The 14,192-nt window shown below is 69.4% G+C and carries 13 protein-coding genes and 1 pseudogene; 9 read left to right on the top strand and 5 right to left on the bottom strand.

The window, feature by feature from the left end; genetic code table 11:
• Window positions 1-95: 95 nt before the first annotated feature.
• Window positions 96-290, top strand: a complete 195-nt coding sequence (locus BSP109_RS17890) for a hypothetical protein (RefSeq protein WP_306298561.1) — start codon at window positions 96-98, stop codon at window positions 288-290.
• Window positions 291-352: 62 nt separating this feature from the next.
• Here the strand turns inward: BSP109_RS17890 and BSP109_RS17885 are convergent.
• Together BSP109_RS17885 and BSP109_RS04415 are read right to left on the bottom strand one after the other, a co-directional pair.
• Window positions 353-448 (bottom strand): annotated as a pseudogene (locus tag BSP109_RS17885) (FmdB family zinc ribbon protein); the annotation flags it as partial.
• Window positions 449-508: 60 nt separating this feature from the next.
• Window positions 509-1,225 (bottom strand): 5-formyltetrahydrofolate cyclo-ligase, encoded by a 717-nt coding sequence (locus tag BSP109_RS04415; protein ID WP_087005596.1) that lies wholly within the window; start codon window positions 1,223-1,225, stop codon window positions 509-511.
• A gap of 15 nt (window positions 1,226-1,240) precedes the next feature.
• Here BSP109_RS04415 and galU point away from each other — a divergent pair, with 15 nt between their 5' ends.
• From galU to BSP109_RS04400, 3 genes are all read left to right on the top strand, one after another.
• Window positions 1,241-2,152, top strand: a complete 912-nt coding sequence (galU, locus tag BSP109_RS04410; RefSeq protein ID WP_101599511.1) for a UTP--glucose-1-phosphate uridylyltransferase GalU — start codon at window positions 1,241-1,243, stop codon at window positions 2,150-2,152.
• A gap of 23 nt (window positions 2,153-2,175) precedes the next feature.
• The gene (locus BSP109_RS04405; protein ID WP_101599510.1) at window positions 2,176-2,829 is read left to right on the top strand and encodes a GNAT family N-acetyltransferase; all 654 of its coding nucleotides are present in this window, start codon (window positions 2,176-2,178) and stop codon (window positions 2,827-2,829) included.
• A 198-nt stretch (window positions 2,830-3,027) separates the two neighbouring features.
• Window positions 3,028-4,920: a hypothetical protein gene (locus BSP109_RS04400; protein WP_101599509.1), complete on the top strand. Its 1,893-nt coding sequence runs from the start codon at window positions 3,028-3,030 to the stop codon at window positions 4,918-4,920.
• A 130-nt stretch (window positions 4,921-5,050) separates the two neighbouring features.
• Here the strand turns inward: BSP109_RS04400 and BSP109_RS04395 are convergent, their stop codons facing one another.
• Window positions 5,051-6,517: an NAD-dependent succinate-semialdehyde dehydrogenase gene (locus BSP109_RS04395; protein WP_101599508.1), complete on the bottom strand. Its 1,467-nt coding sequence runs from the start codon at window positions 6,515-6,517 to the stop codon at window positions 5,051-5,053.
• Window positions 6,518-6,685: 168 nt separating this feature from the next.
• Between BSP109_RS04395 and BSP109_RS04390 the strand changes: the two genes are divergently transcribed.
• From BSP109_RS04390 to BSP109_RS04380, 3 genes are read left to right on the top strand one after another with little or no spacing between them, the layout of a single operon-like run.
• On the top strand, window positions 6,686-7,084 hold the full coding sequence (locus BSP109_RS04390; protein ID WP_101599507.1) for a DUF488 domain-containing protein: 399 nt from the start codon (window positions 6,686-6,688) through the stop codon (window positions 7,082-7,084).
• A complete protein-coding gene (locus tag BSP109_RS04385; RefSeq protein WP_101599506.1) occupies window positions 7,081-8,097 on the top strand; it encodes an ornithine cyclodeaminase family protein in 1,017 nt (338 codons plus the stop codon). The genes BSP109_RS04390 and BSP109_RS04385 overlap by 4 nt, the downstream gene beginning before the upstream one ends.
• Before the next feature lie 29 nt (window positions 8,098-8,126).
• Complete coding sequence (locus tag BSP109_RS04380; RefSeq protein ID WP_101599505.1) at window positions 8,127-8,702, top strand: GNAT family N-acetyltransferase; 576 nt, start codon at window positions 8,127-8,129, stop codon at window positions 8,700-8,702.
• Window positions 8,703-8,788: 86 nt separating this feature from the next.
• Here BSP109_RS04380 and BSP109_RS04375 read toward each other — a convergent pair whose 3' ends face one another.
• Window positions 8,789-10,225, bottom strand: coding sequence for an SLC13 family permease (locus BSP109_RS04375; RefSeq protein ID WP_101599504.1), 1,437 nt, complete (start codon window positions 10,223-10,225; stop codon window positions 8,789-8,791).
• A gap of 95 nt (window positions 10,226-10,320) precedes the next feature.
• On the opposite strand from BSP109_RS04375, the gene BSP109_RS04370 reads away from it, so the two are divergent.
• Window positions 10,321-11,511, top strand: a complete 1,191-nt coding sequence (locus BSP109_RS04370; protein WP_101599503.1) for a PLP-dependent aspartate aminotransferase family protein — start codon at window positions 10,321-10,323, stop codon at window positions 11,509-11,511.
• A gap of 63 nt (window positions 11,512-11,574) precedes the next feature.
• Window positions 11,575-12,681, top strand: a complete 1,107-nt coding sequence (locus BSP109_RS04365; RefSeq protein ID WP_101599502.1) for a hypothetical protein — start codon at window positions 11,575-11,577, stop codon at window positions 12,679-12,681.
• 175 nt (window positions 12,682-12,856) lie between these two features.
• Here the strand turns inward: BSP109_RS04365 and BSP109_RS04360 are convergent, their stop codons facing one another.
• Entirely contained in the window at window positions 12,857-14,155 is a 1,299-nt protein-coding gene (locus BSP109_RS04360; RefSeq protein ID WP_101599501.1) for a TRAP transporter substrate-binding protein, read from the bottom strand.
• Window positions 14,156-14,192: the final 37 nt, after the last annotated feature.

Below are 14,192 nucleotides of genomic sequence, written 5' to 3'. Positions count from 1 at the left end.
GTCCGCCAGGGGCGGCCCCCATCTGTGGATGGAGACCGCCCCTGGATGCGAACCTGTGACCGCTAGTGGTGCTGCTGCGGCTGATTGTGCCGCGCGTGCTCTGCTGTCAGCTTGCGGCCGGGGCGGAAGCCGCCGAGGTCGTCGCCGCGGCACCGCTGGATTCTGACGATCCGGACGTCGAGGACGACGCGGCGGCCGATGAGGTCGACTCCGATGCCGACGACGAGGAGGACGCGTCGGACGATCCAGGAGTGCTGGCGCTGCTGCTCGAGCGGGAATCGGTCGCGTAGAAGCCGGACCCCTTGAAGCTGACGCCCACGGAGCCGAACACCTTCCGCAGCCGCTCCTCGCCGCATGACGGGCAGGCTGTCAGCGCATCGTCGGAGAAGCTCTGGTGGATGTCGAACGCGTGATCGCAGTTCTTGCAGCGGTAAGAGTAGGTGGGCATTGTGACCTTTCGCGACAGGGACCCTCTGAATGATAGTGCTCCCGTCTTCCGGACGGAGCGTCAGGTGTCGGAAGTCACGCGATGAAGGCCGGATTCGGTGAGCACCGCTCCGACTGTGAGGTCCCATGCGGCCCGCGGCAGGTCGTCGGTGCGCTCGTCGTCCCAGCAGACACCCACGAAGCGCAGGCGCGCTCGCAGCGGTGCCAGGACGCCGTCTGCGACGCCCCCCGCGAACTGACCCTGCGGGCCGAAGGTCCGGTCGTAGAACCCGCCCCCGTTGCCCAGGCGGACCCCGCGGGTGTCGTAGGCCAGGCCCGGAACGAGCACCAGGATCGGCGCAGCACCAGCACCAGCACCCGCACCCGCACCGACACCAGCACCAGCCGCAGCGGTATCTGCGGCCCGGGCCAGGGCCTCGGGCGCGGGCAGGGTGCGGTCCGGCTCCCGGATGCCCCAGGTGCCGCGGGGAAGATCGTCGAGGGGGCCGGTGACGTGCCCGAGCTGCAGGGGCTCGCCCTTCCGCGTGGCGGGGAGGAGGACAGGGGTCTGCGAGTCGAGGAGCGCTGTGAGCGCGGCATCGAGGCTCGGCTCGCCCGGCAGCGCCGCATAGCCCACGACAGCGGCGGGCCGCACCGCGCGGACGAGCTTGGCGACATGCTCCGCATAGAGGGCGGGAGCACCTCCGGAATCCGCGCGCGACGCGTCGATCCGGGCGGTGCGCCGCGCTCGGATCGACGCTCTCAGAGCGGATTTTGCAGAAGTGCCTGAACTGTTCATCGTCTCCAGCTTAGAATGACCAGCATGTCGAAGAACGAAACCGCAGCGGTGCGCAAGGCCGTCGTCCCCGTCGCTGGACTGGGCACGCGATTCCTGCCGGCGACGAAGGCGACCCCCAAAGAGATGCTTCCCGTCGTCGACAAGCCGGCGATCCAATACGTCGTGGAAGAGGCGGTGCACGCCGGGCTCACCGACATCCTCATGGTGACCGGACGCAACAAGCGGCCGCTGGAGGACCACTTCGACCGCGTCGACGGTCTCGAAGCGGCACTGCGGGCGAAGGGCGACGAGAAGAAGCTCGAACTGATCCGCGAGTCCTCCGAGCTCGCAGACATCCACTTCGTCCGCCAGGGCGACCCGCTGGGGCTGGGACACGCGGTCCTCAAGGGCGAGCAGCACGTGGGCCACGAGCCCTTCGCCGTGCTGCTGGGCGATGACCTCATCGACGAGCGCAGCCCGATCCTGCCGACGATGATCGACGTGTACGAGAAGACCGGTGGGTGCGTCGTGGCACTCATGGAGGTCCCGCACGAATCGATCAACATGTACGGCTGCGCGGCAGTCGAGCAGACGGGCACGGACGGCGTCGTCAAGATCACCGATCTCGTGGAGAAGCCGGCTCCCGAAGACGCGCCGTCGAACCTCGCGGTGATCGGCCGATACGTGCTGGCGCCGGAGATCTTCCCGGTGCTGCACCGGACCGCGCCGGGCCGCGGCGACGAGATCCAGCTGACGGACGCGCTCAAGGACCTTGCGAGCTCATCGGAGCAGGGCGTCTACGGAGTCGTGTTCACCGGTGATCGCTACGACACCGGGGACAAGCTCGCGTACATCCAGGCGGTGATCCAGCTCGCCAGCCGCCGTGAGGACCTGGGAGCCGACCTCCGCGGGTGGCTGAAGGAGTTCGTTGCGGGCCTCGACGACTGAGCCCGCCGGCGAGCGCTGCGCAGATGGCCGGTGACCGGATGTGGCCGGCTGAGCTGAGCTGGGGGCCTCTGCTGCTGCGCCCGCTGCGCCGCAGCGACCGTCGCGAGTACGTCGAGGTCCGCCGGGCCAATGCCGACTGGCTGCGTCCGTGGGAGGCGACCGTCCCGGACCCCACGTGGCGCGCTCCCGATTTCGCGGAGGTCCGCAGCATGTCCGCGCGCAGTGGTCGCGAAGGACGTTCGCTTCCGTTCGCGCTGCAGCTGGACGGCCGCTTCCGCGGGCAGCTCACGGTCTCGGGCTTCCAGTGGGGGTCCCTGGCGTCCGCGAGCCTGGGCTACTGGATCGATCGTCGAGTCGCAGGCCGTGGCTGCATGCCCATTGCGGTCGCGCTGGCCACCGACCACTGCTTCGCCGCAGGACTGCACCGGATGGAGGTCGCGATCCGCCCGGAGAACGCGGCGAGTCTGCGGGTGGTGGAGAAGCTGGGCTTCCGCGACGAGGGTATGCGGGAGCGCTACATGCACATCGGCGGCGACTGGCGGGACCATCGCGTGTTCAGTCTGCTGAGCGAGGACGTCCCGTTCGGACTCATGGACTGGTACTCCCAGGACCAGGGGCTCAACGGTGGTCTGCTGGCGGGCGGGGGAGACCCGGTCGATGAGGGCGACTCAGACTGATTCTGAGTCTGACTGATCCGGAGTCGGACTGACCTCGACCCGGATCGGTTCAGAGTCGGACCGTTTCTCAGTCGAATGCTCCCGAATCGCACGAGATCCGGGCGGGCGGGGCACTTCGGTGACACTTCCAGCGAAAACATCAGAGACACGCGGGTGGTGATCCGATCGTGACCGCGCCTGCGAATCTAAGGTTGGACCGTGGACACGAGCATCGCCTTCCTGCTTCTCGCAGTAGTGCTGTTTGCCGTCATCGTGCCCGCAATCCTCAAGCGCAGCGCTGAGAAGCATGAGGAGCGGCTTCCGGAACGGGCACAGACCGTCGACGTCGACCGCACCCCGCGTTGCACGACGGACGATTCGCGCCCACATCTTCTGCGGGGCGATTCGCACCCGGCGGGGATCGACCTGCCGGTGCCGGACGTGGAGACCTCACGGGCAGCACCGCGGCTGAGCCTCCGCACGGAGGGTCCCGCACTGGAAGTGGTCGGCGGGTCTCATACGCCGCGCACCGGTTCGGACAGGCGTCCGGACCACCGGGTCGACACGGACACCCACGCCCCACCGGGATGGGAGAGCGACGCAGCAGCCCTGCCGATGGCGGTGGGGCAGTCCGCTCCGCTCGATCTCTCCGCTCCGACATCCTCCGCCGTCCGCAGTGCCACCGGCACCGCGGACGTCCTCGCCTTCGCCCCCGCGGGCGCGACAGTCGTCGCCACCGCAGGATCCACTGATCACGAAACGATGGACCTTCCCATGAACTCCTCGCACCGCCCCGCTCCTCGACGTGTGGATGCGGCCGCCGAGCGCATGCCGAGCGCGCTCCCCGCGGACATCCGCGCACGCCTCGCACAGCCCTCCTCGGGACGCTCGGGGTCCGGCTCGTCGTCTCGCCCGTCGACTGCAGCCGGGCCTCGTCCCCACACGCACCACGGTGCGCGCGGAGGCAGCCACCGCCCCGGTCCCGCTCGTCCGACGATGGACGCATCTGCACGGAAGCGCGTGCGCACGCTCAGGGCAGTGCTGCCCTTCTGCGGCCTCGCCCTGATGGGCCTGGCACTGCTGACGCTCGTCTTCGTGGGCTTCGTCGCCTTCGGATCGATGCCCTGGGGCGTGCCGGTCGTCACCGCAGCGCTGGGGCTCGCCTGCCTCGGTCTGGTGCGCGCTCTCAACAAGGAGATCAGGGTCCTGCGTCGCGGCATGACCGCCGAGGCCCCCGCAGCTCCTCGTACTCGCTCCACCTCGCCGGCGCGTCCGGCTGCGACCGAGCGTCCGGCTCCGCAGAAGCACGCCGCTGCGCCCGCTGCGGCGCGCACTGTGATCGAGGTGGAAGAGCCCATCACCGCGGACATCCCCGTCGTCCGCGAAGCCGCCGCCGCAGGGGAATCACAGGCTGACGACGCACAGGCAGAAGGCACACAGACAGAGGGCGCACAAGCAGAAGCAGAGCCGACTCCGGCTGAGAAGGCAGAGACTGCGTCGACGCGCGCAGAGCACGTGACCTCAGAGCCTGCGAATGATGTGCAGGCTCCTGCGGACGCGTCCGAGGCTGACACGTCTGGGTCTGACACGTTCGAGTCCGACACCTCTGAGGCTGACACATCTGAGACAGGCACCTCTGCCCAGCACACCGCCACGAGCCGCACGCGGTCGATCTTCGCGGCCTCGGCGCTGCCGGAGCCGGAGGCGCCGACCATCGCCGAATCGCTGGCACGCAGGCGCGCGCCGGGGGAGTGGACACCGTCCGTCCTGCCGACGCCCTCCTACGTGGACGCGCCCGTCGCCGAAAGGGACGAGCCCTCGCCGGTCGTCGCCGACGCATCCTCCTACTCGCTGGCACCCACGAACCACGAATCGCTCGCCGCGCAGTTCGCCGAGGAGCTCGGCTACCGTCCTGCGCTCGCAGACGCGGCGCGTGAGGAGAGCGTGCAGTCGACGAAGGCTGAGACTGAGAGGGCCACGGGCTCGGACGGGCCTCTGGGCCACGGCCGTGCGGCCATCCGCGGCAGCGGCAGCAGCCGTGGTCGCAGCACCTCTCCCGCCGCGGAGCAGCCCGCACAGCTGGGCGACATCCTCGCCCGCCGTCGCGCCTGAGCACACAGCGAAGCCTGAGCGCACAGCAAAGAAGGCCGCGCCCACGTGATTCCACGTGGGCGCGGCCTTCTTCATGCCTCTGGCGCTGCGCCGATCACGAGGCGCTGCGCCGATCAGGAGGCTGTGCGCATCACTTCGCGTTCGCGCGGGGCACGGCGACGTACTTCGTCTCGAGGTACTCGTCGATGCCGGACGTGCCGCCCTCGCGGCCCAGCCCGGACTGCTTGACGCCGCCGAACGGTGCGGCCGGGTTGGACACCAGGCCGGTGTTGAGCCCGATCATGCCGGACTCGATCCGCTCCGACAGGCCCAGCGAGCGCTCGAGGTCACTGCAGAAGAGGTAGGCGGCCAGACCGTACTCGGTGCCGTTCGCCAGCTCGATCGCCTCATCGTCCGTCTCGAAGGTGACGATGGGCGCGACGGGTCCGAAGATCTCCTCCACGCGCAGCGTGGCGGACTCCGGGATGTCGGTCAGGACGGTCGGCGCGAAGAAGTAGCCGTCGCCCTCGACCTTCTTGCCGCCGGTGAGCACCGTCGCACCGGCGCCCACCGCCTGGTCGACGAGTTCCGCGACCTTGTCCAGCTGGTCCTGGTCGACGAGCGGTCCCACCTGGGTGCCGTCGACCAGGCCGTCGCCCACCTTCATGGAGCCGATGCGCTCCGCGAGCTTGCGCGAGAACTCCTCGGCCACCGGCTTCTGCACGTAGAGCCGGTTCGCGGCGGTGCAGGCCTCGCCGTTGTTGCGCATCTTCGCGAGCACTGCACCTTCGACGGCCGCGTCGATGTCCGCATCGTCCATGACGAGGAACGGTGCGTTGCCGCCCAGCTCCATCGACGTCTTCATGACGCTCTCCGCAGCCTGCTTCATGAGGTTGACGCCGACCTCGGTCGACCCGGTGAAGGAGATCTTGCGGGCGATGCCGGATTCCATCCACGGGGTGACGACACGGCGTGCGGAGGAGGAGGTCACGACGTTGAGGACACCATCGGGCAGACCGGCGTCGCGCAGGGCCTCGACGAGCATGAACGACGTGAGCGGGGTGAGCTGTGCGGGCTTGAGCACCATCGTGCAGCCGGCAGCGATCGCGGGCCCGATCTTGCGGGTGCCCATCGCCAGCGGGAAGTTCCACGGTGTGATGAGCACGCAGGGGCCCACGGGCTCCTTGGAGATCATGAGGCGGTTCTTGCCGTCCGTCGACTGGACGAAGTCGCCGCCCACGCGCACGGCCTCCTCGGAGAACCAGCGGAAGAACTCGGCGCCGTAGGCCACCTCGCCCTTCGATTCGGCGAGCGGCTTGCCCATCTCCGCAGTCATGATGGCCGCGATGTCGTCGGCGCGCTCGTGCAGCAGGTCGAAGGCGCGGCGGAGGATCTCCGCGCGCTCACGCGGAGCGGTCGCCGCCCAGCCGGCCTGTGCGTCCCGTGCGGCGTTGATGGCGTCGAGCGCATCGGCCTCGGACGCGTCGGCGATCGTCGTGATGACAGATCCGTTCGCGGGATTGCGGACCTCCAGCGTGCGGCCGCCTTCGGCGTCGCGCCACTGGCCGTTGATGAACAGCCCGGTCTTGAGCTTCTCGATGATCGGAGTCAGATCCACGTCGTCTCCTCCTAGTTTGGACGGTGAGTTCCGGACGGCGTCAGTCTACGTGCCCTGGACCACACTGCCCGTGGCCGTCTCACCACCCGACGGCCCATCACACCCGACGGCCCTTCAGACCCGCACTCACCACTCGCCGCCCGGCACCGGTGCGAGTAGCGTGGATGTATGAGTGACGACGAGACGACGAAGATCGACGACACCGACGGCATCGCGGCAGTCCGGCTGCACCGCGACGACCAGCCCGATGGCTTCCGGGTCCTGGTGGACCGGCTGTGGCCGCGGGGCGTGGCGAAGTCCGACCTCGGCCACGACGACTGGGACCGCGACGTCGCACCGTCGGACGACCTGCGCCGACGATTCCACGGCGGGCACCTGACCTTCCACAACTTCGCGCAGGCCTACGAGGCCGAACTGCGGCGCTCCGACGCCCCGCAGGATCTGCTCGACCGCTTCGCGGAGTCGGGGAAGGACCTGCTGGTCCTCCTGTATGCGGCGAAGGACGAGGAGGAGAACCACGCGCTCGTGCTCGCGGATCATCTTCGCGAGCTCACGGAGGACGCATGACTCCGGACAGCACCAGCACCCCAGACAGTGCCCGAACCCCCGGAACCGCGCCCGAGGCCGCAGCCGGCGCGCCTCTCATGCTGGGTCCCGCTGAGGTCGCGTCCGTCGGATTCGCTGACGCCATCGCGGCACTGCGCGACGCTGTCGTGGACTTCGACCCGGAGTCGGACCGCATCCGGACCCGCGTGCCCATGGAGAACGGGGACTACGTCCTCATGCCGTCCGAGGTGGGCGCCCACACCGGCATCAAGGTCCTCACCCTGACCCCCGGCAATCCGGACCGCGGCCTGCCCTTCATCCAGGGGGCGGTGCTGCTCTCCGACAGCACGACGCACACGCTGCAGGCGGTGCTCGACGGTGCCGCACTCACGAACCTCAGGACGCCGGCACTGTCCTTCGCCGCGGTGTCGGAGACCCTCCGTGCGCGCTTCCCGGGCGGCATCCGCCTGGTGATCGTGGGCACCGGGGTGCAGGGGAGTCTGCACCTGGACGCGGCCCGCAGCGTCGTGCCGGTCACCCACGTCACCTATGGAGTCCGCACGGCGGGCCGAGCAGACGCGCTGCGGGAGGTCGCCGCCCAGCAGGGCATCACCGCCGCCGAGGCCCTCATCGGCCCCGCGCTGGACGCGGCCGTGCGGGATGCGGACGTCATCGTGACCGCCACCTCGTCGGATGACCCGCTCCTGTCCGCGGAGGCAGTGCCGGACCACGCGGTCGTCATCGGCATGGGTGCGCACGAAGCGCATCAGCGCGAGCTGCCGGGTGCGCTGCTGGCACGGTCGCAGGTGATCGTGGAGAGCCGTGCGAGTGCGGAGGCGGAGTCCGGCGATGTGGGGATCGCGATCCGCGAGGGGCACCTGTCGTGGGACGCGGTCCTCACGCTGCGCGACGTCGTCACGGCGGACGCCCCCGATCCCGCTCCGGGGCGTCCCATCGTGAACGTGACGACCGGGATGTCGTGGGAGGATGTCGTCGTCTCGGCCGCGGTCTGGCGCGGTCGGGGGAACGACTGAACGACTGACCTATTGACGGAGGGGGCCGCATGGCCGATGCACTCACCTGGAGAGAAGCGCAGGCCGACGACGTGTCCGCGTTCGTGGCGCTCGTCGAATCGGCATACCGGGGCGAGGACTCCCGCGCCGGCTGGACGACGGAGGCGGACCTGCTGGCCGGCCAGCGGCTGGACGAGGCGATGGGGCGCGACATGATCGATGCCGCCGGCAGCCTGGTCCTCCTCTTCTGGCAGGGGGAGGGCATCGAAGCCGTCACCGCGTCCACCGGACGCGCCCCGGCTCCTCCCGTCGCCTGCGTGCAGCTGGAGGACAGGGGCGACGGCGTCGCCTACTTCGGCACCTTCGCGGTGTTCCCGCAGCAGCAGGGCGGCGGGATCGGCTCACTGGTCATGGCGGCGGCGGAGCAGGCGGTCGGCGATCGCTGGGGTGCGACGACGCTGAGGATGACCGTCATCCGGCAGCGCTCGGAGCTCATCGCCTACTACGAGCGGCGGGGATTCGCCCTCACCGGCGAGACCGAGCCCTTCCCCTACGGGCAGGAGCAGTTCGGGCGTCCCCAGCGCAAGGATCTGGAGTTCGTCGTGCTGGAGAAGCAGCTGGACTGAGCATTCTTCGGCTCGACGTGATGCAGCCGGACAGAGTCACGCTGCCGAACTGAGTCGAATCGGCTGGTTGAGTCTTCGCCCGGTTCTCAGCCCGCGATCATCGCGGGCACGACGAGGCCGCCCACCAGCAGGACCGGCCCGACGACGACCATCGACATGCCGAATCGGATGAGGACCCGGGTGAGGCGCGGCTTCTCCTCCTCCGGTGCGGTGGCGACCACGGTCGCGCCCAGGGTGGAGAACGGCGACACGTCGACGACAGCCGAGCACACGCCCAGCGCCGCGATGAGTGCCCAGCCGGGCAGACTGCCGTCCGCCACCAGCGGCAGGGCGAGCGGGACGAGCGCGGCGAGGATCCCGGTCGTCGACGCGAACGCGGACACGAGGCCGCCCACCAGGCAGAGGGCGAACGCCGCGACGAGCGGTGAGCCCAGTGCCTTCGCGCCCTCTCCCAGGAGGTCGACGGCGCCCATCTCCTGGAGGACGCTCACGAAGGTGATGATGCCGCCCACCAGCAGGACCGTCGACCAGTCGATGCGGGTGACCGCCTCCTTGCCGCGGGACGGCGTGAGGAGCAGCAGCAGCGAGGAGAGCCCGAAGCACAGGATGCCGATGTCGGGGTCGCCGCCCAGCGCCGCGACGAGGACGACGGAGCCCAGCAGCACGATGATCGCCAGCACGGTCGCGGACTGCTCGAACGTGAAGGGTGCGGCCGTGGAGGCCTGGGAGTGGTCCCCGTCCGCATTGCCGTCCCCGTCCGCATTGCCGTCCCCGTCCGTATTGCCGTCGCCGTCGACGTCGGCGGAGGAGAAGCGCGCATCATCGTCGTCGCCCTCCCCGAACTCGATCGACGAGGTCGACGCACTGCCGCGGGTCAGTGTGCCGCCGCCGGCTCCTGCGGAAGCCGCCACGGCCTCGGGCGCGCGAGCCGACTTCCTGAAGCCCCACACGAAGTACGAGAAGCCGAGCATGAGCAGGTAGGTCACGACGGCGATCGCGAAGAGGAGGAACGGGTTCAGATCGATGCCCGCGCCGTGCGCCGTCGAGTAGGTGACGATGCCGTAGAGGCTGGTGGGGGCGAAGCCGCCCGCGCCGATCGCGAAGCACATCGACAGACCCATCAGCGCGTAGTCGATGCCGTAGCGGCGGGCCACCTGCATGCCGACGGGCATCATGACGAGGCCGGCGAGCGGTGCGCCCATCGAGGCGATCGCCGCGGTGATGAGGAAGAAGACGAACGGCAGCAGCAGGGCGTTCGAGCCGACCTTCGCGAGTGCGCGGTCGATGAGCTTGTCGATCGTGCCGTTGAGCTGGGCGATCGCGAAGAAGAGCGTGACTCCCGCAAGCAGGACCATGATGGAGAGCGGGAAGCCGCCCACCACGTCCTCGAGCGGCATGTCCGTGAGCAGGAGGGCGGTGCCCGCCGCACCCGCGAACATGAGCACACCGATGTGCACACCGCGGATGGCGCCCAGGGCGAAGAGGGCGATGAAGATCGCCAGGGCGATGATCTGAGCAGTCATTGTTCCTCGGGGAGATGGTCTGGGGCTTCACACCTGGTGACGACTCGTTTCGAGCCGGGGGAAGACTATCGGACACCCGGGTCTACAGTGGGGATATGTCGAAGTCCTCACCCCGGAATCATCGTCCCGCCACACGTGTCGTCGATCTGGGCCGCCCGGCCCGCGGCGAGGACACCCCCGTGAACCCGCCCATCACGCTGTCGTCCACGTATGTGGGGACGGGCGAGGTCGCGAGCGGTGCCCGGGCGTACGGGCGGTACTCGAATCCGACGTGGGATCCGTTCGAGGACGCGCTCGCCCGTCTCGAGGGCGCGGACGTGCCCGCGCTCGTCTACGGGTCCGGACTGGCGGCGATCGCCTCGGCACTCGACCTCGTGGCCCCGGGCGGCACTGTCATCATGCCGACCCACACGTACCAGGGCGCGCTGCTGGGCGCGCAGGAGACGGCGAGGACCGGGCGCTTCGACCTGGTGACGGTCGACATCGAGGACACGCAGGCCGTCATCGCGGCTGTGCGGAGCGCGACCGAGGCGAAGGCCCCGCTGGGACACGACCGTTCCGTCATGCTGTGGATCGAATCCCCCACGAACCCGATGCTCGAGGTCGCCGACCTCCCCGCCCTCGTCGAACGGGCGAAGGCGGACGGCGCGTTCGTGGTCGTGGACAACACGTTCGCCACGCCGCTGCTGCAGCGACCGCTGGAGAGCGGGGCGGACGTCGTCGTGCACTCCGTCACCAAGTACCTCGCAGGGCATTCGGACGTGGTCCTGGGCGCATGCGTGCCCGCCGAGGCCCCGGTCCGGGACCTGCTGCTGCACCACCGTTCGATCCAGGGTGCGATCGCCGGGCCGTTCGACGTGTGGCTGGCCCTGCGCGGTCTGCGCACCCTCGCGCTGCGCGTGGAGCGCTCCGGGCAGAACGCCCTGACGCTCGCGGAGCGGCTAGCGGCCCACCCCGGGGTGCAGGAGACCCGCTTCCCGGGCCTGCGCAGCGATCCAGGCCACGACCGCGCTGCCGTGCAGATGGACGGCTTCGGGGCCATCATCGCGATCGACCTGGGGTCGACAGAGGCAGCGGAGGCACTCGTCGCCCGCTGCCGTCTGTGGACGCCCGCCACCAGCCTGGGCGGCGTGGAGAGCCTCATCGAGCGCCGTCGTCGGCACACGGCGGAGCCGGAGACCGTCCCGGAGGGCCTCGTGCGCCTGAGTGTGGGCATAGAGGACGTCGAGGACCTCTGGACGGACCTGGAGGAGGCCCTCGAAGCGGTGACCGGGGGAGCCGCCTGAACTAGGGTGGGAAGCGTCAGCTACGTCACCGTAGACGCGTTGCCGCCAAGGAGGTCATCACCGATGACGACCAATCCCCAGGGAATCGTAGACACACTCGCATTCGACACCGTCGTCGAAGCGGATGCGGTCCCGGGTCCCAAGGTCACTTTCTATGTCCCCACGGAAGTCCGGAGCACGACCGCGGACACGTCCGCAGCGATCCTCGCCGCGCAGGTCAAGACCGCGGCGTCGCGCCTCCGCGAGGAGGGCCTGAGTGAGGAGGAAGCGTCCGCGCTGCTCGCACCGGTGCGTGAGCTGGTCTCCGATTCGACGTACTGGCGGCAGCAGAGCCGCGGACTCGTCGTGTTCGCGGCGGCGGGCTTCCACTCGGCCAACCGCATCCCGATCGAGGTCTCCGATGCGGTGACGGTGGGTGAGCGCTTCCACGTCCGTCCCGTCGTGCCGGTGGTGGAGAACGCCGGCAGGGCGTATGTGCTCGCACTGTCGAAGAACTCCGTGCGCCTCTTCGACGCCACCCGCAACAGCATCGAGCAGCTGCCCCAGGGGGACATCCCGACGGACTTCGACGACGTCATCGGGGAACTGCCGGAACCGCAGCTGCAGCACCGCTCGATCGGTGCGGGCCAGGCCGCCTTCCACGGCCACGGCGGCGCGGACGAAGCGGACACGATGCTCACGGAGAAGTTCCTGCGCGCAGTGGGCGAAGCGGTGGCCGCGAGGCTGGGGACCGCCCGGTCGCAGCCGCTCGTGCTCGCCTCCGTCGCGGAGTACCTCTCGATCTTCCGCAGCGTCTGCCCGTATCCGGTGATCCACGACGAGGTGATCGCGGGCAACCCCGAGCACACCTCGCCGGACGCACTGAGGTCCGAGGCGTGGAAGCGACTGGGGGCACGGTCCGAGGCGGTGGAGAAGGAAGAGTCGGAGCGCGCCCTCACGCAGGCCCACAACGGTCGAGGATCGTTCGACCTGGCGGAGATCGCTGCGGCCGCGCGGGAAGGTCGCGTGGACACCCTCTTCCTGCCGCGCGACGGGCAGCGGCTGAGCTCTCCCGATGCCTCGGAGCTCGCGGACGAGGCCGTGCTCGCGACGGTCCGTGCCCGGGGCTCAGTGCGGACCTGGGATGCGTGGGAGTGGTCGGCCGACGCCATCGCGACCTTCCGGTACTGAGCATGTGAGCCGGTACTGAGCATGTGAGAGCTGTCCGGCACACGCGAACAGCGAAGCACACGCGAACGGCCAGGCGCGTGCGAAAGGGCCCGGGACCTCGGCGGTCGTCATGACCGATCGAGATCCCGGGCCCTTTCGCACGCTCCGGTGGGAACAGCGGGGGACGAGCAGAGGATCAGCTGGGGCGGTGCTCCTGCGCAGTGCCCTCTTCGTACACGGCCTTCGCGTAGCCGGAGAAGTCCGTGTCCTGGTCGAACCATTCGTCGAAGTCCTCGACGGTGCCCTCATCGGTGTAGCCCAGCTCCTCGAAGCGGGCCGACCACTCCTCCTCCGAAGAATTGATCGTCTCGAGGATGTCCTCGCCGATCAGGCCGTTGCCGATCGCCTCTTCGGAGAGCTCCTTCGAGTACTCGCTGATCGACTCCTGGAGCTCATCGGCGAACGGAGTGACTTCACCGCCGGCCTCCTTCGCCTGCCGCACGGCATCCGCGTTGCCGCCGATCACGGCCTCCATGCCGCCGGCGGACGCCAGTGCGTTCGAGTCGAAGATGATCTGCTGGTACGCCAGCGGGAGATCCTTGAAGCCGGACCCTGCGAGGTAGGCGCCGGGACTGCGTGAGAAGGAGGCCTCCGTGGTGTAACCCAGGTGGGGAGCGACCTCGAAGATGCCGCCCTCCGCGGACGGGACGAGCTGACCCAGGGTGCAGTCGACGGTGCCGCGCTGCAGCGCCTCGAACGTCTCCGCGTACTCCATCGACGTGGGCGAACCGCCCAGCTGCTGGGTCTGTGCCGCCTGGGCGGTGGACGCGATCCGCACCTGGAGACCGTCCCAGTCGTCAGCCGATTCAACGGGGGTGTTGCAGACGGTGTAGTACCCGCCTGAGGCCGCGAAGGGAGTGAGAGGAGTCAGGCCCATCTCCTCGTAGGTGGTCAGCGCGTCTTCGTTGTTCCATCCGAGCTCGTTGCCCACGGCGTTCGCGATGAGCTCGCCCGTGTACGGCGAGGGCTCGACCGCCGACATGACGGTGCCCAGGTCATTGATCGCAGCGAACTGAGCAGGGTCGTAGACCGGCAGCGTGTAGGCGACGTCGAGGCGTCCGTCGCTCAGTGCGTCGTGGACCTCCGCATAGCCGGCGATCGCCTGGCCCCAGACGATGTCGACGGTGATCTTCCCACCGGACCGCTCCTCGACGATCTCCTTGAAGACCGTGCCGGCCGGTGCCATGACGGAGTCCGGAGAGGCGGCGGACGGCTGGAAGGTGATCTCGACCGGGTCGAGGTCCGCGAGCGCCGCGTCGACGTCCTCCTGAGGCGCGTCGTAGGCGAAGCCCTCGCCCGCTTCACCCCCTCCGCCGGCTCCTTCCCCGGTGCCCGCCGTTCCTGCGCAGGCGCCGAGCGTCAGCGCGAGTGCGCTGAACGCGGCGGCCGCGGTCGCAGCTCGGGGCAGTCGGTGAGTCAGTTGTGCAGTGGTCATCGGCTCTCCTTTGAGTCGACCGAGCGGCGCATTCTGT

The sequence above is a fragment of the Brevibacterium sp. Mu109 genome (assembly GCF_900169375.1).
Taxonomy (GTDB): Bacteria; Actinomycetota; Actinomycetes; order Actinomycetales; family Brevibacteriaceae; genus Brevibacterium; species Brevibacterium yomogidense_A.
The sequence above is the reverse complement of the archived record's forward strand: the minus strand, read 5'-3'. Positions and strand labels throughout refer to the sequence as shown.

Bases quoted from the DNA above. Each gene is read 5' to 3' on its own strand.
- BSP109_RS04415 (WP_087005596.1), bottom strand. From the start codon at position 1,225: ATGAACAGTTCAGGCACTTCTGCAAAATCCGCTCTGAGAGCGTCGATC.
- BSP109_RS04375 (WP_101599504.1), bottom strand. From the start codon at position 10,225: ATGACTGCTCAGATCATCGCCCTGGCGATCTTCATCGCCCTCTTCGCC.
- BSP109_RS04385 (WP_101599506.1), top strand. From the start codon at position 7,081: ATGACTCCGGACAGCACCAGCACCCCAGACAGTGCCCGAACCCCCGGA.
- galU (WP_101599511.1), top strand. From the start codon at position 1,241: ATGACCAGCATGTCGAAGAACGAAACCGCAGCGGTGCGCAAGGCCGTC.
- BSP109_RS04380 (WP_101599505.1), top strand. From the start codon at position 8,127: ATGGCCGATGCACTCACCTGGAGAGAAGCGCAGGCCGACGACGTGTCC.
- BSP109_RS04360 (WP_101599501.1), bottom strand. From the start codon at position 14,155: ATGACCACTGCACAACTGACTCACCGACTGCCCCGAGCTGCGACCGCG.
- BSP109_RS04365 (WP_101599502.1), top strand. From the start codon at position 11,575: ATGACGACCAATCCCCAGGGAATCGTAGACACACTCGCATTCGACACC.
- BSP109_RS04390 (WP_101599507.1), top strand. From the start codon at position 6,686: ATGAGTGACGACGAGACGACGAAGATCGACGACACCGACGGCATCGCG.
- BSP109_RS04405 (WP_101599510.1), top strand. From the start codon at position 2,176: ATGGCCGGTGACCGGATGTGGCCGGCTGAGCTGAGCTGGGGGCCTCTG.
- BSP109_RS04370 (WP_101599503.1), top strand. From the start codon at position 10,321: ATGTCGAAGTCCTCACCCCGGAATCATCGTCCCGCCACACGTGTCGTC.